Source organism: Arthrobacter sp. 10N44_2, from assembly GCF_056394385.1.
In genome coordinates this window covers 187,579-207,253 of sequence record NZ_JBFTHT010000004.1, presented here as the reverse complement: position 1 = coordinate 207,253, position 19,675 = coordinate 187,579, and the positions used below count along the sequence as shown (strand labels likewise).

At 66.5% G+C, this 19,675-nt stretch carries 15 protein-coding genes; 11 read left to right on the top strand and 4 right to left on the bottom strand.

Translation table 11 applies throughout. From position 1 onward, the window contains the following. Nucleotides 1-104 precede the first annotated feature (104 nt). Nucleotides 105-1,298, bottom strand: a complete 1,194-nt coding sequence (locus tag AC1DBX_RS06940) for a PucR family transcriptional regulator (RefSeq protein ID WP_476931401.1) — start codon at nucleotides 1,296-1,298, stop codon at nucleotides 105-107. 222 nt (nucleotides 1,299-1,520) lie between these two features. Here AC1DBX_RS06940 and AC1DBX_RS06935 point away from each other — a divergent pair, with 222 nt between their 5' ends. The 7 genes from AC1DBX_RS06935 (at nucleotide 1,521) to AC1DBX_RS06905 (ending at nucleotide 12,268) form a co-directional block, all read left to right on the top strand. Next, the gene (locus tag AC1DBX_RS06935) at nucleotides 1,521-2,858 is read left to right on the top strand and encodes an MFS transporter (protein ID WP_476931400.1); all 1,338 of its coding nucleotides are present in this window, start codon (nucleotides 1,521-1,523) and stop codon (nucleotides 2,856-2,858) included. Further along, nucleotides 2,855-4,495: a thiamine pyrophosphate-dependent enzyme gene (locus tag AC1DBX_RS06930; protein WP_476931399.1), complete on the top strand. Its 1,641-nt coding sequence runs from the start codon at nucleotides 2,855-2,857 to the stop codon at nucleotides 4,493-4,495. The genes AC1DBX_RS06935 and AC1DBX_RS06930 overlap by 4 nt, the downstream gene beginning before the upstream one ends. Nucleotides 4,496-4,507: 12 nt before the next feature. Next, complete coding sequence (locus AC1DBX_RS06925; protein ID WP_476857848.1) at nucleotides 4,508-5,935, top strand: gamma-aminobutyraldehyde dehydrogenase; 1,428 nt, start codon at nucleotides 4,508-4,510, stop codon at nucleotides 5,933-5,935. Between the two features lie 19 nt (nucleotides 5,936-5,954). After that, complete coding sequence (locus tag AC1DBX_RS06920; protein ID WP_476931398.1) at nucleotides 5,955-7,727, top strand: amidohydrolase; 1,773 nt, start codon at nucleotides 5,955-5,957, stop codon at nucleotides 7,725-7,727. A 9-nt stretch (nucleotides 7,728-7,736) separates the two neighbouring features. Continuing rightward, nucleotides 7,737-8,999 carry a M20 family metallo-hydrolase gene (locus AC1DBX_RS06915; RefSeq protein WP_476931397.1) on the top strand — a complete coding sequence of 421 codons (1,263 nt, stop codon included), beginning with the start codon at nucleotides 7,737-7,739 and terminating at the stop codon, nucleotides 8,997-8,999. 595 nt (nucleotides 9,000-9,594) lie between these two features. Next, nucleotides 9,595-11,334, top strand: a complete 1,740-nt coding sequence (locus tag AC1DBX_RS06910) for an AAA family ATPase (RefSeq protein ID WP_476931396.1) — start codon at nucleotides 9,595-9,597, stop codon at nucleotides 11,332-11,334. 361 nt (nucleotides 11,335-11,695) lie between these two features. Further along, the gene (locus AC1DBX_RS06905) at nucleotides 11,696-12,268 is read left to right on the top strand and encodes a hypothetical protein (protein WP_476931395.1); all 573 of its coding nucleotides are present in this window, start codon (nucleotides 11,696-11,698) and stop codon (nucleotides 12,266-12,268) included. Nucleotides 12,269-12,478: 210 nt separating this feature from the next. Here the strand turns inward: AC1DBX_RS06905 and AC1DBX_RS06900 are convergent, their stop codons facing one another. Then, a complete protein-coding gene (locus tag AC1DBX_RS06900) occupies nucleotides 12,479-13,246 on the bottom strand; it encodes a VOC family protein (RefSeq protein ID WP_476931394.1) in 768 nt (255 codons plus the stop codon). Nucleotides 13,247-13,338: 92 nt separating this feature from the next. Between AC1DBX_RS06900 and AC1DBX_RS06895 the strand changes: the two genes are divergently transcribed. Together AC1DBX_RS06895 and AC1DBX_RS06890 are read left to right on the top strand one after the other, a co-directional pair. Continuing rightward, nucleotides 13,339-13,938, top strand: a complete 600-nt coding sequence (locus AC1DBX_RS06895) for a YdeI/OmpD-associated family protein (protein WP_476850563.1) — start codon at nucleotides 13,339-13,341, stop codon at nucleotides 13,936-13,938. 79 nt (nucleotides 13,939-14,017) lie between these two features. Further along, a complete protein-coding gene (locus AC1DBX_RS06890; protein ID WP_476874246.1) occupies nucleotides 14,018-14,800 on the top strand; it encodes a phosphatase PAP2 family protein in 783 nt (260 codons plus the stop codon). Here the strand turns inward: AC1DBX_RS06890 and AC1DBX_RS06885 are convergent. Beyond that, nucleotides 14,753-16,690, bottom strand: coding sequence for a glycogen debranching N-terminal domain-containing protein (locus AC1DBX_RS06885; protein WP_476931393.1), 1,938 nt, complete (start codon nucleotides 16,688-16,690; stop codon nucleotides 14,753-14,755). The genes AC1DBX_RS06890 and AC1DBX_RS06885 overlap by 48 nt on opposite strands. A gap of 347 nt (nucleotides 16,691-17,037) precedes the next feature. Here AC1DBX_RS06885 and AC1DBX_RS06880 point away from each other — a divergent pair, with 347 nt between their 5' ends. Both AC1DBX_RS06880 and AC1DBX_RS06875 read left to right on the top strand, forming a co-directional pair. Beyond that, nucleotides 17,038-17,889, top strand: coding sequence for a lysostaphin resistance A-like protein (locus AC1DBX_RS06880; RefSeq protein WP_476860086.1), 852 nt, complete (start codon nucleotides 17,038-17,040; stop codon nucleotides 17,887-17,889). Between the two features lie 108 nt (nucleotides 17,890-17,997). Beyond that, entirely contained in the window at nucleotides 17,998-18,273 is a 276-nt protein-coding gene (locus AC1DBX_RS06875) for a DNA gyrase subunit A (RefSeq protein ID WP_476850567.1), read from the top strand. Nucleotides 18,274-18,410: 137 nt separating this feature from the next. Here AC1DBX_RS06875 and AC1DBX_RS06870 read toward each other — a convergent pair whose 3' ends face one another. Further along, the gene (locus AC1DBX_RS06870) at nucleotides 18,411-19,550 is read right to left on the bottom strand and encodes an aminopeptidase P family protein (protein ID WP_476931392.1); all 1,140 of its coding nucleotides are present in this window, start codon (nucleotides 19,548-19,550) and stop codon (nucleotides 18,411-18,413) included. Nucleotides 19,551-19,675 lie beyond the last annotated feature (125 nt).

Genomic DNA, 19,675 nt, shown 5'->3' with positions numbered 1-19,675 from the left:
AATGTCCAGTGCAAGGTAGTAGCCAACTATTCTGTGTTGGTGATCACAGCTCAATGGCAAAAACCCCACCAGTAAAGGCCTCGAAGTGTGTGTTCACACAACTATCAGGCCCAGGCAACCACCAGCCGCGCGGCCTGGGCCGGAATGGTCAGGTCGATCCCGGTCAGTTCCTGGAAGCGGTTGAGCCGGTTCAGGATGGTGTTCCGGTGGCAGAACAGCTGTTCCGCCGTGGCCGTGATGTTGCCGGTGGAGAGATAGTGCTGCACCGTTTCCCGGAGACGTTCCCGTTCCCCGCCGCGGCATTCCTCCATGGCTTCCTCCAGCTGGGCGGCGAGGTCGAGCCCGGCGTCCTGGAGGTTTTGCTGGGCAAACCGGGCCCATGCGGCATCCGCGGACAGGGGACCGGCGTCGCTGGGGCGCAACAGGGCCGCAAGGCTCTCTGCGGTCCGGGCGGCGGCGGGTAGGCCGCGCAGCCCGTGCACCTCCGGGACATATCCGGAGGGAATATCCGCCACGAGCGGCGGGGGCTGCGGCGCGCTCCGCGCTTCTCCGGACCTCCCCGACGGTGTCCACGACAAGAGCGGCCAAAACAGGTACGTGTTTCCGCCGGATTCGTGCAGGAAGATCTTCTGTCGGCGCTGGGCGGCGCCGAATTGGGTAGCGGCCGCACGAAGGCGGGCGCCGGCGTCGCCGCTGGCAGCCACGAGGCCGCAGCGGGCATCCGGCCCGATGCCCAGGGCGGAGCCAACCTGCGCGGACGTCTCGGCCGAGGGCGTGCTCTGGTTGAACAGCCGGGCGATAAATTCGTGCTGGATGCTGGACTCCTCCTGGGCCATGCGCACGCGCTCGGTCAGGTAGCTCATGTGGGTGCGGGTGGCGAACTCGTCGACGACCCGCCAGACCTGGTCCACCCGGGAGGCCAGCAGACCGGCATCCTCCGGTGCGGCGATCTCCAGGAGGTCTGCCCACAGGATGCTGAAGTCCAGCCGCACCGCCGAGGTCAGGGACTCCGGCGGTATCCCGGCCCTCGCCCGTTTGGACCCGAGGTCCGAGGCAAAGGCGAGCAGCCCGTCCCGTGCAGTGTCCGCCGGGCCGCCCCGCAGCCCATGGATGAGCCGGCGGAATGTTTCCCGCGCCGTGTCCCGGATTTCCAGGACAGTCACCTGGCTGTCGCCGTATTCCGGGATTTGCCGGATCCGGGCGGTGAACGCCTGGGCCAGGAGGTCCAGCCGCCCTTCCAGCTGGTCCACCAGCTCGCTCCAGCGGAAAGCATCGCCCGGCGATTCAAAATTGTGCATTCTCACATTCTAGGGTCTGTAAAGCGTGGCGCACTGCTAGTTATTTTGGGAAAAGCTACTGGCAGAATGGAATGAAGCACCAAGCGTGAGCCCACTCACACCCGCCGGAAGCGTCGGCGCCCGAATCGTCTCGGCCCGAATCGTCACGGACGGAACTGTCCCCGGATGGGGGTGACCGCACAGGGCCACCGTCAAGACCCGTCACATTTCTTTGGAGTAATCATGGCAAGCAGCGCAAGCAACGCCACTACCACCGCCAGTCCGCAGTTGCCCGGGGTTGTCGATGAGAGCGTGGCCAAGAAAGTCGCCCTCGCGGCCCTCGTCGGCACAGCGCTGGAGTGGTACGACTTCTTCCTGTTCACCACCGCCGCGGCGCTCGTGTTCAACGCCCAGTACTTCGTGTCCCAGGACCCCTTCGTCTCGGCCATGAGCTCCTTCGCCACCCTGGCCGTGGGCTTCGTGGCCCGCCCGATCGGCGGCTTCATCTTCGGTGCCCTGGGCGACAATGTGGGGCGCAAGAAGATCCTGATGGTCACCATCGTGGGTATCGGCCTCGTGACCGGGCTCATCGGCCTGCTGCCGAACTACATGACGATCGGCGTCGCGGCCCCCATCCTGCTGGTCGCGCTGCGCATCCTGCAGGGCCTCGCCGTCGGCGGCGAGTGGAGCGGCGCCGTCATTATCGCCGTCGAAAACGCCCCGGTCGCCAAACGCGCCCGCTACGCAGCCCTCCCGCAGCTCGGCTCGCCGATCGGCACCATCCTGTCCTCCGGCGGGTTCTTCGGAATGCTCTACCTGGTGGGCCAGGCCAACTTCGACGCGTGGGGCTGGCGCATCCCGTTCATCGCGGCGATCCCGCTGCTGGCCGTTTCGATGTGGATCCGCAGCAAGCTCAGCGAATCCCCGGAATTCGAAGCCCTCATGGAGTCCGGCGAGACCGAGCACGCACCCATCCGCGGAGTCCTGACGAAGAGCTGGCGCCAGATCCTGGTGGGCATGTGCTCCGCGCTGCTGGGTATCGGCGGTTTCTACCTCATCACCAGCTTCGTGGTCTTCTATGGCACCAAGGTGCTCAAGATGCCCTACGAAACGCTGCTGCTCGGCTCGCTGCTGGCCGCCGTCTTCGAAATCTTCGCCCTGATCTGGGCCGGCCGCATGGGCGAGAAATACGGCGCCAGCAAGGTCATCCTCTGGGGCGGCATCGCCTCCGCCGTCATCGCCGTGCCGGTCTTCCTGGCCATCGACACCGCCAACCCCGCCCTGGTCATCATCGCCATGATCATCGGCGTGTGCACCCTGTCCATCCCTTACGCGGTGTCCGGAACGGCCCTGACCGCACTCTTCGCCACAAAGGTCCGGTACACCGGCGTCGCCATCACCTCCAACAGCGCCGGCGTCATCTCCGGCTTCGTGCCGCTGATCGCCACGGCCCTCGTGGCCGCCAACGGCAACTCGTTCTGGCCCGGCGCCGTCATCTTGCTGGTGGTTTCCGCGCTGACCGCGCTGTCCGGCATTTTCCTCCCCGCACTGAGCATCGAAGAAAAGGGAATGAAGCATTGAGCACAACAACCACCGCCGGGCACCTGATTGTTGCCCAGCTGGAACGAGCCGGTATCCAGCGCGTCTACGGCGTCCCCGGGGAGAGCTTCCTGGACGTGCTGGACGGCCTGCACGGATCCTCCATTGAAACGGTGGTGACCCGCCACGAGGGCGGCGCCGGATTCATGGCCCTCGCCGAAGGCCGGCTCACGGAGCTTCCGGGCGTGGCCATGGTGACCCGAGGTCCGGGCGCGGCCAACGCCTTCATCGCCATCCACACCGCATACCAGGACGCCACCCCGATGATCCTGTTCGTGGGCCTCATCCCGGTCGCGGACCGCGGCCGGGAGTCGTTCCAGGAATTCGACATCAACGCCTGGTTCGGCAGCACCGCCAAGAAAGTCGTGACGCTCGACGACGCCGCCTCCGCCGCCCGCGTGGTGGACGACGCCATCTTCACAGCACTCAGCGGCCGGCCGGGACCCGTGGTGATCGGCCTGCCCGAAGACGTGCTGGTCCACTCCATCGAATCGGCCACGGTGGAGCCCCGGACAGTCGCCCGGACTGAACCTGCAGCAGCCGATCTCGCCGGCCTCGAGACGCGCCTGGCCGCGTCCAGGAAGCCCCTGATCGTGGTGGGCGGCGAAGGCTGGGACCAGGGAGCCTCCGACGCGCTGGCCGGCTGGGCCTCACGCCACGGCGTCCCGGTGCTCGCAGACTTCCGCGCCTACGACGCCGTCCCGCACAACAGCGACGCCTACGCCGGCTACCTCGGCTACGCCCGCAGCGACGCCAACGCCCGCCGCCTCGACGAGGCCGACCTGCTGGTCTTCGTCGGCTGCGTCCGCGCCGACGTGCTCTCCGACGGCTACAAGCGCGGACTGGATGCCGTCACCGTCGTCGTCCACCCCGGCGCCGATCTGCTGGGCCACTTCGGCCGGCTGGACCAGCACATTCCGGCCCACGTCTCGTCCTTCGCCACCGCACTCGCCGCCACGGATTCCGCGGCGGATCCCGAGGCCGGCTGGCTGGCCGGGGCCCGCGCCGACTACGAGAAGTTCTCCACCGCGCAGCCGGACAGCGGGAACGGAATGGACTCGGAATATGTGGACCTCGACGTCGTCATGGAAATCCTCAAACAGGAAATGGACGACGACGCCGTCATCACCTACGGGGCCGGGAACCACTCGCTGTGGCCGGCCCGCTACCTGAAGCACAACACCGCGAACTCGCTCGCCGCACCCCGCAACGGGGCCATGGGCATGGGGATCCCGGCGGCGGTGGCTGCCTCCCTGGCCTACCCCGGCCGCCAGGTGATTTCCGTGGCCGGTGACGGCTGCTTCATGATGAACGGCCAGGAAATGGCCACGGCCATGGGCCACGGCGGGAAGTTCATCGCCCTCGTGGTGGACAACGGCATCTTCGCCACGATCCGTGAGCACCAGGAAGGCCACTACCCGGGCCGGCCCTCGGGCACGCACATGACCAACCCGGACTTCGCCGCGCTGGCCCGGTCCTACGGCGGCTACGGCGAACGCGTGGAGAAGGCAGAGGACTTCGGCGCCGCTTTCCGCCGTGCCGTCGACTCCGGGCTGCCCGCGGTCCTGCACCTCCCGCAGGACCCCACCACCCGCTCACCCAAGACCGCCAGCAACTGACCGGAGCCCGTCATGATCACCCTGCACAACATCATCAACGGTGAGATCGTCCCCGGCAGCGCCGCCGACGGTTCGGACGCGGCCACCCTGCCGTTCTTCGACCCCGCCACCGGAGTCCAGCTCGGCACCGCCCCGGACAGCGACGCCGCCACCGTGGACCGCGCCTTCCAGGCCGCCCACACCGCCTTCCAGAGCTACAAGCGGACCACCCCCGCCGAACGCCAGGCCATGATGCTCAAACTCGCCGACCTCATCGAGGCCAACGTCGACAGGCTCCTGGACGCCGAGGTAGCCTGCACCGGCAAGCCGCGCCAGATCACCCGCGAGATCGAGATCCTCCGCGGCGCCGACCAGCTGCGCTTCTTCGCCGGCGCCTGCCGCGTTGTGTCCGGGACCGCCCAGACCGAATACGTCCGCGGCTTTTCCTCCACCGTCCGGCGTGAACCCCTCGGCGTGGTCGCCCAGATCACCCCGTGGAACTACCCGTTCATGATGGCCATCTGGAAGATCGGACCGGCGCTCGCCGCCGGCAACACGCTGGTCCTGAAACCGGCCGACACCACGCCTTGGTCCACCCTGGTGCTGGGCGAACTGGCGCAGGAGGCCTACCCCGCCGGCGTCGTCAACGTCATCTGCGGTGGCCGGGGGACCGGTGCCGCCATGGTGGATCACGAGATCCCGGAAATGGTGTCTATCACCGGCTCCACCAGGGCCGGGGCTCAGGTGATGTCCGCGGCGTCGAAGACCCTCAAGGACGTCCATCTGGAACTCGGCGGCAAGGCACCGGCGATCGTTTTCGCCGACACCGACATTGACGTGGCGGCCAGGGAGATCGCGCTCGGTGCGTTCTTCAACGCCGGGCAGGACTGCACCGCCGTGACCCGTGTGCTCGTCGAGGACTCCATCCACCAGGAGTTCGGTGCCGCGCTCGCCGCGGCAGCCGCAGCGCTGCAGGTGGGCGGCGACGCCGCGGACCTGGGCCCGCTGAACAGCGCCGCCCAGCTGGACCGGGTGGAAGGCTTCATGTCCCGGCTGCCCGCGAACGCCAGGGTCCTGGCCGGCGGCAAGCGGACGGGCGCCGGCTTCCACTTCGAACCCACCGTGATCGACGGGGTGTTCCAGGCCGACGAGGTGGTCTGCGAGGAAATCTTCGGACCCGTCGTCACCATCCAGCCCTTCCGGGACGAGGCCGAAGCCTTGGAGCTGGCCAACGGGACCAAGTACGCGCTGGCCTCCAGCGTCTGGTCCAACAACCACGGAGTGGTCACGCGGGTCTCGAACGAGCTGGACTTCGGCGCCGTCTGGATCAACTGCCACCAGGTGATCCCCGCCGAGGCGCCGCACGGCGGTTTCAAGCACTCCGGGACCGGCAAGGACCTCTCCGTCTTTGGCCTGGAGGACTACACCCGCATCAAGTCAGTCACCACCTCCCACCGCTAAAGAACCACGTAGGTAACCCTTGAAACTCGATCTGCTGCTGCGCAACGCGGACATCATCACCATGGATGAGCGCCGCCCGCATGCCACCTCGCTGGGCATCTGGCAGGGCCGGATTGTGGGCCTCGACGACGACCTGGCCGGCCTGGACGCGGCCGAAGTCCTGGACCTCGGCGGCGCCACCGTGACCCCCGGCTTCATCGACGCCCACTGCCACACCACCTGGTTCGGGCTCGGCCTGGGCGAACTGGACGTCTCCGCCGCGCGCGGCCTGCACCAGCTCTACGCCCTGCTGGAGGCCGGCATGGCGGCAGACAGCGCGCAGCCTGAGGCAGGGCCAGAGTCTGAGGCAGGGCCAGAACCCGGGACCGGACCGGCGCCGGACTGGCTGCTGGCCACCGGCTTCAGCCAGCAGCAGCACGGCGGCGAGTTCCCGGACATCACCGTTTTGGACCGGATCACGGGAAACCGGCCGCTGTTCATGCGGCACAACTCCGGGCACATGGCCGTCGTCAACACGGCCGCCCTCCGGCTGGCCGGCGCCGAACCGGCGTCGTTTCCGGACCCCGACGGCGGCGTCATTGTCCGCGACGCCGACGGCCGCCCCACCGGGCTGGTCCAGGAAACCGCGCAGCAGCTGATCCAGCAGTTGATCCTGCCGTACTCGTCCGAGGCGATCGAAGCCGCACTGGACCGGGCCACCACCTACTACGCCGCGGAGGGCATCACGAGCTTCACCGAGGCCGGGATCGGCGGCGGCTGGATCGGCCACAGCCCCGTGGAGCTGGCCGCCTACCAGCGGGCGGCCTCCGCGGGCAGGCTCCACGCCCGGGCGCAGCTGATGCCCGTTCTGGATGTGCTCCACCCGCTCGGCGGGCAGCACCCGCCGGGCACCACGCCGGCCGGACTGGATCTGGGCATCGCCAGCGGCTTCGGCGGCGATTTCCTGTCCCTGGGCCCGGCGAAGGTGTTCCTGGACGGGTCACTGCTCGGCGAAACGGCCGCGGTCAGCCATGACTACTGCAGCCACGGCGGGACGGACAACACCGGCAACACCGGCTACTTCCAGGCCGAACCGGACGCGCTGCGGGCAAAGATCGAGGCCGCCTACGCGGCCGGCTGGTCGATCGCGGCGCACGCCATCGGCGACCGCGCCGTTGACCTCGCGATCGACATCATCACCGGCTGCGCCACCAAATACGGCCCCCGGGCTGTGCCCAACAGGATCGAACACGCCTCGATGACCCGGCCGGAACAGCTGCAACGGCTGGCCGCCGCGGACATCGCCGTCACCCCGCAGGCGAGCTTCTTCGCCGACGGCGGGGACGGCATGACGCTGTCCCTCGGCCCGGAACGGCTCGGTTGGGCCTACCGGGCGGCGTCGTTCCTGTCCGCCGGTGTGACACTCGCCGGCAGCTCCGACCGCCCCGTGGCCGACGGAAACGTGCTCCGCGGCATGCAGGCGTTCGTGGACCGGCGCACCGCCTCTGGGGCCGTTTTCGGGAACCCGGACGAGCGGCTGAGCCCGCTCCAGGCCCTGGCGGCGTATACCACCGGAGCCGCCGCAGCCACCGGCGCCTCCGGTGTCAAAGGCTCGCTGACCGTAGGCAAGCTCGCCGATTTCACCGTCCTGTCCGGGTCCCCGCTCACCGCGGCCAGCATCGCCGGGCTCCAGGTGCTGGCCACCGCCGTCGGGGGGGACTTTACGTTCCGGACCGCCGGCATCATGACCCCGGTTGCGGCCCGTCCGGCCGCAACCGGTCCATTCTTCAACCCAGCTACCAACCGTTCATAGGGGAAAACCGTGACCACTCACACCACTTTCAGCACCCGCGACGCCGCGTTTGTGCGGGACTTCCACACCATGAGCGAATTCGGTGCTACCGAGAACGGCGGCGTGGACCGCCAAGCTGCCAGCGTGCCGGACGGCCAGCAGCGACAGTGGCTCACCGGCCTGCTGGAGGCCAACGGCTTCACCGTCCAGTTCGACCGGACCGGCAACCAGTGGGGCCTGTACGAGGCCGTGCCGGGCGCTCCCTTCGTCGTGGTGGGCTCCCACATGGATTCCCAGCCGACGGCGGGACGCTACGACGGCGCGTACGGCGTGCTTGCCGCAGCCCACGCGGCGTTCCGCCTCGTGGAGCAGTGGGCCGCGGCCGGGGACGCCGGGCAGCCCCGTTTCAACATCGCGGTGGTCAACTGGTTCAACGAGGAGGGCTCACGCTTCAAGCCGTCCATGATGGGTTCCTCCGTCTACACCGGAAAGCTCGAACTCGAAACCGCGCTGGCCACCAAGGACGCGGCCGGAGTCACGGTCCGCGAGGCCCTGGACGCGATCGGCTGCCGGGGCAGTTACGAGGGCCCCGAAGCCGCGTACTGCGCCGAAATCCACATTGAACAGGGCCGGAGCATGGAACGCGAAGGCATCACCATCGGCCTGGTGAACTCCAACTGGGCGGCCAACAAGTACGAGTTCGTGGTCCACGGCGAGCAGGCCCACACCGGATCCACCGTGATCGCGGACCGGAAGGACGCGCTGCTGGGTGCGTCCATGATGGTGGTCGCCGCCCGGGAACTCACCGACACCTTCCCCGGCGTGCTGCACACGTCCGTGGGGCAACTGAATGTCTACCCCAACTCGCCCGTCGTGGTGCCGTCCCGGGTGAGCCTGCTGCTGGACCTGCGCAGCGCCGATGAAGCTGTCCTAGCCGAGGCCGACGCCCTGCTGGACGAGCGCATCGCCGGGATCGAGAGGCTGGCAAACGTCACGGTGGAGCGCAACCACGCCCACACCTGGCCCGTGACCCCCTACCAGCCCGAAGGCGTGGAACTCGCGGCCAAGGTGGCGGCGGACCTGGGCCTTGCGAACAAGCAGGTCATGACCCTGGCCGGGCACGATTCGACCAACATGAAGGACCTGGTCCCGACGGTGATGCTGTTTGTGCCCAGTGTGGACGGGATCTCCCACAACGAGCACGAATACACCACGGACGAGGACATCGTGGCGGGCCTGGCGATGCTCACCGAGGTAGTGAACCGGCTCTGCAACGGGGCGCTGGAGGACTGACCGCGGACCCGGAGGTTCCTCCGGGGGTTTGATCGCTCGTTGGCCGTGTTCTGTGATCGCTGGGTGTCGCCTTCCGGAAGGACGCGACGCGGCGAGTCCGTGAGTGCTCGCGACCATCTATAAATCGCTCCTCGGGACATTCCGAGATCGCGGGCAACCTGCGCATCGGGTTCACCGCCTTCGACCAAGCGGACAGTGCATCGAACCTGACTGTCGGTGACCGGGCGGGGTCGGCCGCCAAAGTCCTTTCCGGCTTCTCTGCGTTTGCTGGTCGAGACGGTGAGGACGGCCTGCTGCCGGTCGGTGGACTGCTGCCGCGTCGAAACGCGTGCGTAGCCGGATCAGCTTCGTCAGGTGCTGCTCCGATTTGTCTCCTAATTAACAGTGAATACAGCGATTCCATCAGAAGGTTTCGAGACATAGTTACGGGAATCTCCGGCCGCGGATGAACCCCCACCATTCGGCGAAATTAGGCATTGCCGCCGCATTAATGGCCGGGCCGACGAGACGTCTCGAAGTGGCCGAAGCGCTATCCGAGCAAATTACGCATGTGGTTTGAGTACGGCGAAAGGCCGATATCTGAGATGATCAACGCATGTTGTGGAGAGTTAGAGATTTCAAAGGCCTAAAAACTGCTGAGCTTGATATTCGGAAGGGCAAGGCCACAGTCCTCACTGGAATAAATAGCAGCGGGAAATCTTCCGTCATCCAGTCGTTGCTGCTTACTGCGCAAAGTCTTCAGGGTGAGAATCAGGTGGTGCTGAACGGACCATTAGTGCGGCTCGGTGATGCACAAGATCTCGTAAGGGAGGGCGCTGAAAGCGGTGCTATCGAGCTGGCTATCGGGTTGGAAAGTGGCACTTCGGAGGAGGGGGCAGATGGGGAGGCGGCCCAAGCGGTTTTTGATCTAGTTCCGGCCGAAGATCGTTCATCGCTGCGAACGCGGCGCGTGAAGATTGGTTCTCCCAGCCACGACAAGCCCTGGTTCGAGATGGGACGAGAGAACTCCCGCGCAAGTGATGTCGCTCTCGCCATGCAGGTTACTAGTGAGATGGGTCCCCGAGACGTCCTTCATGTGAAATCTCTCCTTCATAGCGAGCGGCGACAGCTTCGCACCTACGTCGTGGTCAAGGGTCTACGCCCAGTCGCGGTTGTGCAATTGATAAAGCCTGACGATGTCGCGACTCGTTATCGCGCTCTCCTTGAGGCTCTCCTACATGGGCGGGAAAATGCTTCTACTAATGCGGCATCGGCAGCCACCGCTCGCATCGGTGGAGCAGCCTTCATTAGAGAGTTCGTTCATTTAATCTCAGAGCGAGACGAGCGAAACGGATCGCGTCGTGGGCAATTTTCCGAGGCGCGCTCAGGCAACCCCTTTGCTTTCGAAATCGCGTGGGACAAATTGGACGGAGACGAGCGCCAGGCTTTGATCGAACGTGCCGTGGACGCCAGGCGACAGCGTCCGTATGTTGTGCTGCCTCTAAGGCGTTCGACGCGAGCCTACGGTCCTATGCTAGGACTGCTTGAAAGCCAACTCGCAGACGTGCTCGGCACCACGTACGAAGCACTCAACTCTCTGAGCGCGACGCTCGATACGGTCGCGGATCGTGTCCAGTACCTTGGACCTCTCAGAGATGAACCTCGCGTTGTCTGGAACCACTGGAACGAGCTGGCGCGCGGCCTGCCGGTGGGGACTAGAGGCGAATACAGCGCCGCAGTCCTGTCACGATCGAACTCGTCCTTCGTACAATATGCGCCCCCGGGTTCGGCAACGAAAATCGCCCCGCTGTCACAGGCTGTCAACGAATGGCTGACGTACTTGGACATCGGTGATGCAGTAGCTGCCCGCGGCCACGGCAAGCTCGGGGTCGGACTGGATCTTCGCGTCAACGGTCAGGTAAGGGATTTGACGTCTGTAGGCGTTGGCGTGAGCCAGGCACTTCCCCTACTCGTGGGATTGCTGACTTCTCCGCACGGCGCAATTTTCATCGTGGAACAACCCGAGCTTCATTTGCACCCCTCAGTGCAAGCCAGGCTGGCAGACTTCATGCTTAACGCCCGTCCCGATCTGACATTGATCATCGAAACGCACAGCGAATCATTCATTACCCGAATTCGCAGGCGGGCCGCCGAGGGAAAGTTCAATGTAGCTGACATCGACATCACGTTCGTTGAGCCCAGCAACGGTGGATCCAGCGCTCGAATCCTCGAGATTAGCGAATTTGGGGATCTAAGCGAGTGGCCTGAGGGCTTCCTATCTGCCGCGGAAGAAGATATCCGCGCCATCTTGAAAGCCAACATTCAACGGTCTACGGGAACCACAAGTGCCCAGTAGTCCAATCCGCCTATTCGATCCCGAACTTGTGGTTCCCTCGGCTGCTAGTGCAGTGCAGCTGCAGTTTTGGCAACGCATGCACGAGTGGGCGGGTGACAGGGGGCCTCGAGTAGGTCCGTCCACACTGCAAGCGCTCAGCGAGCTTGCACATACCCCGCCCAAAGTCGATCACCTTCCAACCGGTGATTTCTGGACGATTCTGAGCAAATACACCTCGCGAGGATTCACCCCTTCCCCCACACCGCGGGAAGTATGCGAGGAGCATTTGAGCGCGCACTATGAACCGCAGTCGGGAGCCTCAGACAACCTGCAGAGGCTCGTCGACGACCTGCGAGCGGTTGGCCCAGATGGTCGCGTCGCGATGAGCACGATCGAAGCCTGCTGGCCCGGCAATGAGCTCGGCAATTGTTCAGCATGCGATGCGGCGAGGCTGTCGCACTTGTACACCCCAGTCGAGTCGGAATCGAAGTCAGACGAGCTGGCAAGGGTGTGGCGCCAAGCATATAGAGACGAACACTCAGCGGACCCGACGCAGCTGGAGGCCTTCGCGTCAAAAATGTTCCCGGCCATTGAGTTCTCTTCAGATGCTTGGAAGCGATTGAGGACACTAGTTGGGGCACCAGAGGAAATTACGACCTCCATTATCGATCACCTGGCTGTGCTCAATGACTTTGCGGCCGTCACTTGGGCGCACACCCTGTCTACGGACGGCCGTCAAGCAGCCTTAGGAGCAAGAGGTGTCACGAGCTCGCCCGAGGGTCCGAAGACTCATAAAGATAAGAAAGCAATGCGCAGTAGGGATTTTCAGTTCGACGGTGGCCAAGTGCGCTGCGAATGGCACACCAAACTACGACCGGACGTCAATCGCATCTATTTCGCGGTATCCAACGGAAAAGTTCTGGTGGGGGTCATTGTGGATCACCTCCCGATCTAAAAGACTGTCACCTCAGGCACCAAGCGCTACGTTGACGTTCTGTCGGACAAACCGGATTCGCAGTTGCTTCGTCGGAAGTGTCTAGCAACCCCAGCGCCTCATAACCTATGCGATGCAAGACAGCCCGGTTGTGCGAAACCAAGCGATCACAGAACGCGGCCACGAAGCGCTGGATTCCACAGGTCCGCCGCGGACGCAGCGGGGACCGTCTCAGGCGCCTTCGGGCTTCTGCGAGATCCAGAGCATCGCCCCGTGGGGGTTCTCCGGCAGGTCGGCGGCGTCCGGGTTGGCCACGTGCAGGGTCCGCCCGAAGGCCTCTTCCGTCAGGCTGACCCGGTGGCCGGCGGCCGCCAGACGGTCCCGCAGGCCGGCGAGGTCGCCGGTGTATTCAAACCCCAGGCCGGTCCGGGCCGCGCCGCTGGCGGGCCGGACCATCAGCACGCCGCCGTTCTTCGCCGTGAAATCCGCGGTTTCGTCGTCGTCCGGGGCAGGCCGCAGCCGGGCGCCCATGTTCCGCAGGGTTTGCTCGGCGGCGGCCGCGTCCGGCGTGAACCAGACTTCGACGACGGCGAGGGCCGGGTCGGCGTCCGCGCACTGTGCGCCGTGGGCTGCCTTGTCCGCGAAGAAAGCGAACCCGTCCGCGCCCGTGATGCGGCAGGTATCGCCGTGGCGGGCGCTGACCAGCTCGGCCGGGGTGGTCCCGTCCTCCGCGCCGGCCAGATTGGTGCGGCGCGCGAATTCTGCCAGGTCTCCGACCTCGACGCCGAAGTCCGTCCTGCCGTCCAGCGGGCCTGAGTCCGGCACGGTTCCGTCCAGCGCTGCACCCGCCGGGACCCGGTGCAGCGCGAGGCGGCCCGAGCCGGCGTCGAACTCCTGCCAGTCGCCGTCGTCGACTGTGCGCACCATGCCGAGGGCGGACAGCAGGCCCTCCCACTGGTCCATGCGGGAGGTGTAGTGGATCGGGCGGACGCGCAGCATGGGATCTCCTTGCGAGGGACGGTTTTTGGCTCCTCCTGACATGGTGCCACCAAAGCACCCCTCCGGTCAGCACGGCAGGGCACAATGGGGCCATGGCTGTTGAACTGGAGGAACTGCTGGTGAAGGACGCCGCCGAGTGGCGCGCCTGGCTGGAGCAGCACCACGCGCAGAGTCCCGGGGTGTGGCTCGTGCTGCACAAGAAGGGCGGATCGGTGACGGAGCTGGACTACGAAGCAGCGCTGCAGGAGGCACTGTGTTTCGGCTGGATCGACGGGCAGGGGCGGCGCCGGGACGAGGAAAGCTCGTTCCAGCGGATGACCCGGCGGGGACCCAAGAGCGTGTGGTCGGCCCGGAACGTGGAGCGGATTGACCGCCTGGAGGCGGCGGGGCGGATGGCCCCCGCCGGGCAGGCGGCCGTCGCCGCCGCCAAGGCGGACGGGCGCTGGGAGGCCGCCTATTCGGGCGCGGCGACGGCGGAGGTCCCGGATGACCTCGCCGCCGCCATCGCGGCGGAGCCGCGGGCGCAGGCGATGTTCGAGGTCCTGACGTCCGTGAACCGGTATGCCCTGATCTACCGCACCAACTCGGTCAAGCAGGCCTCGACCCGGGAGCGGAAGATCGCCGGGTTCGTGGAGATGCTGGCCAGGTTCGACACGCCCTACCCGCAGACCAGGCGTCCCCCGGAACCGTAGCGCTCGCCCGCCGCGCATCCCAGAGAATTCCCAGCGCCCTTGCTGGCTGCGGGGAGTTGCCTCTGGCAGGATTGGGCGAATGCTCCTTGCCCAGCGTGCCCCGCGACCCCCTGCCCGCCTGCCGCTGCCGTCCCAGCAGCGGCTCTTCTTCGTGGCTGCGGGCCTGTTAATTGCGGGCGAGACGATCTTCTGGACCGTGCTCGCCGCCGTGCAGTCGAACAGCGGCGTGGCTGACCTGGACGGGCCCGTGCACGACGGAATCGTGGCGTCCCGGACCCCACTGGCCACCGCCATCCTGGCGGCCGTGACCACGGTGACGTCGCCGCTGTGGATGACGGTGATCGGCTGCGCCGTGGCTCTGGCCTGGGCGGTCTTCAAGCGTGAAGTCTGGCGTCCCGCCCTGCTGGTCGGCGCCATGGCGGCGACCTTCGCGGTGTCCACGCTGGTGAAGCACGACGTCGGCCGGAGCCGGCCCGCCGCCAGCGGCTTCATGCTGGGACCGGACGACGCCCTGTCCTTTCCCTCCGGCCATACCTTCGGGGCCGGCGTCTTCCTGTGCGTCCTCAGCTACCTGCTGCTGGCGGCCCGCGGCACGCGGACGGGCAAACGGACGACGTCGGTGCTCGGCTTCGCGGCAGCGGCTGCCGGGACACTGGTGGTTGCCTTCAGCCGCCTGTACCTGGGGTACCACTGGCTGACGGACGTGCTCGCCTCCATGGGCCTGGCGCTCGCCGTTACCGGGATCGTTATCCTGGCCGACGGGCTGCGCGCCGCCGCGGCCCCGTCCGGGCAACACCCAGTGGAGGCGGGACCGTCAGAGTCCGACGCCCATCGCCTGGGCGATCACCACCGCCGAGGCTGAGGACCACGCCTGCGGGTGGCACGACGCCGGATACGGTACCGCGACGCTCGAGTCCTCGGCCCGCACCCCGGCGAACACCTCCGGCAACCGGTGCCCGAAGGAGGCCGCCGCCGCGATCAGGCCGTCGGCGAGGGTGCGTGCCTCTGCGACGAAACCGTCGGCCAGGAGGCCGCGGATCGCGATGGCGGTGTCGTGGCTCCAGACCGAGCCGCAGTGGTAGCTGAAGGGCCAAAACCCTGCGGCCCGCCGCGAAATCGTGTGCACGCCGTAGCCGGAGAACAGCTCGGGGCTCACCAGCCGGTCCGCGACGATCCGGGCTTCGGCCGCGTCCAGGATGCCCGTGCCCAGCAGATGTCCCATGTTCGAGCCCGGGATGTCCAGGGGGACCCCGTGCCCGTCCAGGGCCATTGCCGGGAACGGCCCACCGTCGTCCTCAACCCAGAAGCGCTCCCGGAACCTGAGCCGCAGGGCCGCGGCGAAGTCGCGCAGCGCCTGAGCGCCCGGTTCCCCGAACGCGTCGAACAGTTCCGCCGTCCCCATGGCTGCCTGGTACGCGTAGCCCTGCACCTCGGACAGGGCGATGGGCCCCTCGGCCTGCCGGCCGTCGCGGAACTGCATGGCGTCCCGGGAATCCTTCCAGCCCTGGTTGCTCAGGCCGTGGCCCGTGGAGTCACGGTAGCTGAGGAACCCGCCGTTGCCGGCTGCGCCGTCCGCTGCGCCGTCTACCGGGGAGCCGGCGGCGAGCAGCCACTCCGCGGCGCGTGCCGCGTTCGGCAGCAGCGACCGCACGGCGTCCTCGTCCCGGCCGGTGCGCCAGAGTTCCCCGAGCAGGCAAAGCCACAACGGGGTGGAATCCACCGCCCCGAAGTACACCGGCGGCAGGCGCAGGTTCTGGCTTTCAAGAACCAGTTCTTTGGACCGCAGTTCGTGCAGGATCTTGCCGGGTTCCTCGGCGGCCGCCGCGTCCGTCCGGGTGCCCTGGAAAGCAGCCAGCGCGCGCAGGGTGCCCGCCGCCAGCCCGTTGTCCGCGCCGGTGTCCAGAGGCAGCAGCAGCCGCGCAGCCCACAGCGAATCCCGTCCGAACAGCGTGAAGTACCAGGGCGCCCCGGCGGCGATGAACGGGGCGTCCGGCAGCTGGCGGGTGGCCAGGCGGAGCCCGGCCACGTCATCGAGGGAGTTATCCAGGAGCAGGCCCAGGGCCCCGGCCGGTCCGGTCCGCGGATGCCGGGCCGCGGGCGGGCGGGCAGCCACCACGGCGTCATCGTCATCGGTGAGGACGGCCTGCCATTCGGCCTCGAACGGCCGGCCCCGGCCCAGGGTTCCGCGCCAGGCGAGGTGGCCTTCCGGGGTGACGGCGCCGGGGGCCGCGACCGCCAGGGTCTTGCCACCCTCCTGCCAGCGCAGCGTGGACTCATCGGCAGAGACCGGCGCGGACGGGTCACGGAAGCGGCTGAGGCGGATCTGGGCCATGTCGGTGAAGTCGGCCGCGAGGGCTACGTCGATTTCGACGTCGAGGGAATCCAGCGAGGTGCGCAGCTGCAGGGTGTGCCGCACCACGCCCGGCGTCACTGTCCAGGTCTGGAGGAGCTCGACGGCGGGATCCTCCGTGGGTCCCGGGATGCCCCGGACCAGGCCCCGGACGCGCAGGACGCCGCCGGGCTCGGCCTCGACGGTGGCCGGTTCGGGTTCCAGTCCGTTGACGCGCACGAGCGCCCGGCAGAGCATCCGGGTGTCGCCGTGGAGCAGCCCGGTGAACCCGGCCGGATCAGCGGAGTCACCGGCTCCGGGCGGTTTGACCTCGCCGGCCAGGCGGCCGTCAGGATCGAGCCACAGCTGGGTGGGGGCGGCAACGGAGCAGAGTTGGCGGTGCAGGCCGGGCTGAACAGTCATCCGCCTACCCTATGCCGGGCACTGGGCGGTCTCAATGCGCCACAGCCCGCTGCCGACCGCCTAGGAGGTCATGGCGTCGGCCGCCGGCTGCCGGGCTGCCGGGCTGTGGACTGCGGCCGCGTCGAAACGCGTGCGTAGCCGATTAGCTTCGTCGTGTGTCCGACCTACGGGACGCTTCCATCGGGTTCATCAGAACCATCTTGGCGGTCGCTCTTCGTCACGTTGCCATGGTGGCCAAAGATGATTTGCCGAACATCAGAGAGAACTTTTCGCTTCCGCTCGATCGCTTATTCTTAGCGTGGTGGCCCGACTAAGTGGGGGAACGAACGGGGAGGGAAGTTCTAATCATGGAAAATAACAGTTCTACGTGGGTCCGGTTTTGGAACCGGGGGACGTGGTGGAAAGCGCTCCTGATCGTCGCCGTGTATTGGGGCGTGTACGAACTGATCGGGCTGGGAATAGGTGCACTGGTTGGGGGCTCCATCGACCTGGGAAGCCCCCTGAGCGATCCGCTCAGCGCATTCCTAGGTTTAGCACTCCCTATCTTGCTCTCGGGAATACTCCTCTTTCTCTTCGCTCGCTCTCTCGGCTGGGTCAAGGAAATCTTCGGTCCCCAACCCGTCCGCGGGAAGGCCTGGATGTGGGTCGCAGTCCTCCTCGTCGTCATCCCAATCTTCCTACGGCTGATGGCAACCAACTGGTCCGCCTACTCCATCGGGCTTGTTCTGGTTATGGCGTTCTTCGGATTGTGTGTGGGGTTCACTGAAGAACTCGCCACGCGAGGAATAGTAGTGAACATGCTCCGAAACGGCGGCTATGGCGAACGACTGGTCTTTGTCTTGTCATCCCTGTATTTCGCGCTGCTGCACAGCGGAAACCTCCTCACCGGAATGGCCCCCCTGGTTGTTGCCGTTACCGTCGTCTACACCTTTGGATTCGGTGCCATGATGTACCTCTCCATGCGCGCGACGGGCCGGATCACGTGGGCCATCCTGCTGCATGCCGCCACAGACCCCACAACGTTCCTCGCCACCGGTGGGATCGACGCCACCTCAGCCACAGCTGGGGCGGAAGAACTGATATCACTCGCGGGGCTCTTCAACTGGGCCTATATACTCCTGGCGCTCCTTGCCATCTTCCTCGTCAAGGGCCGCGCCAACCGGACACACGACATCCCCCCAGTCCCCGCCGTGGCCTGACCTGAGGGGCCAGCTCAACAACTCGCTCGGTGTCGCACTAGCGCCCGTAAGCCGATCCCCAAACTGGACGGAAATGCTCCAAGACTGCGGTCGTGCAAGAATCGCGGCATGGATGAGCATGACCGGCAGATGAGGGAACAGCAGTTGATGATCGTCGAGGCTCTGGTGCAGGCGATGGATCGGCGGGACGAGGTCTTCCAGGTGATTGAGGATTCAGAGGACTTGGACGAAGCAATCCGTCGCGTGGGTCAACTGTTGGGCGTGGGAGAAGTGCCCAGCCGGGCAGTCCTCGACATGCAGGCCAGAAGATTCACCCGAGACCAGCGTCAGGCCATCGCTTCCCATGCAGAAGAACTTAGATCAAGGTTGCCCGATGGACACTGAACCGCGCCTGACGGCGGCATCGGTGGTCGCATGGGTTCTGACTGGCGCTCAGCCTGGCCAATACGAGATCGCTCCTGAGGACTCTCAGAAGCGGTCTCGTTCCGAGGCCACGCCAGATCGTGGACCAGGTCGGCTGACTAGTGGACGATTCTCATCTCGTGCGAGGTCTGATTGAGTCGCCGTCCGCCGTCGGGAACGACCGTCACAATGTCCTCGATCCGTACGCCGAACCTGCCCGGCAGGTAGATTCCGGGTTCGATCGAGAAGCACATGCCGGGGTGGAGGATCTGGGTTTCGCCCTCGACCATGTACGGCGGCTCGTGAGTCGTCAGCCCGATTCCGTGCCCGACGCGGTGAATGAAGTAGTCGCCGTAGCCGGCTTCAGTGATCACCGCCCGGGACACGCGATCGATCTCCTGGCACTCGACGCCTGGACGCACGGCCTCGAACCCGGCCTGCTGCGCGAGTCTGACGATGTCGTGAACCTCGCGCTCCTCGGCGGTGGGCTCGCCGACGTGCACGGTCCGCGTCGTGTCTGATCCGTAGCCGTGTTTGAGGCCGCCGAAGTCGAGCACCACCATGTCCCCGTCCTCGATGATCCGCGGGCCGATCTCGTGGTGAGGGTTGGCTCCATTCGGACCCGAACCGACGACGGTGAAGTCCACCTGCGAATGACCGAACTGGCGAAGCAGGTCGGCGAGATCAGAACCGACGTCGGTCTCGCTGCGCCCAGCGAACCGCACGGTGACGATCTCCTCATACGCCTGGTCTGCGGCCGCGCCGGCCGCCGCCAGCCGCTCGATCTCGTCGTCATCCTTGATCGCCCGAAGCATCGGCAGGGCGGTCGTCATCGAGACGTAGGACGACTTGGGCAGTCGATGCTGCAGGCCGAGGAGGTGCATGGCCCAGGCCGAGTCAGAGACGGCATAACGTCCGGTGCCGGCCATCAGCGTGGCAGATTCCGTGTAGGGGTCGCTCCCGTCGGTCCAGTCGGTGATCCGCAGATTCGAGGCGCCGGCGGCCGCTTCCGCGTCGGGCCTCTCGAGCCTCGGAACGATCATGGCGGGCTCCGCGTCGACGGGGATCACGAGCATGGTGATGCGTTCAGTGATGGCCACGGGTGCATACCCGGTGAGGTACAGCAGGTCCGGTCCGGGAGTGACCAGGATGCCGTCGAGCCCGGCATCCTGGGCGGCGTGGGCTGCTCGCCGCAACCGATCGGCGAAGTCACCGGCGGTGAACGGAGCCGGCTCGGAAAGGCCGCGATGATCACTCATGGTTCGCATTCTCGTGCGCGGGGCATCACCGGTCAACCCATCGCCCGGACAACCGCTCCAGTCACTCTGGAATCACCCGTCGCGGGTGAGCCTTCGGGCACAGACGCTTCAGGATGCCGAATCCC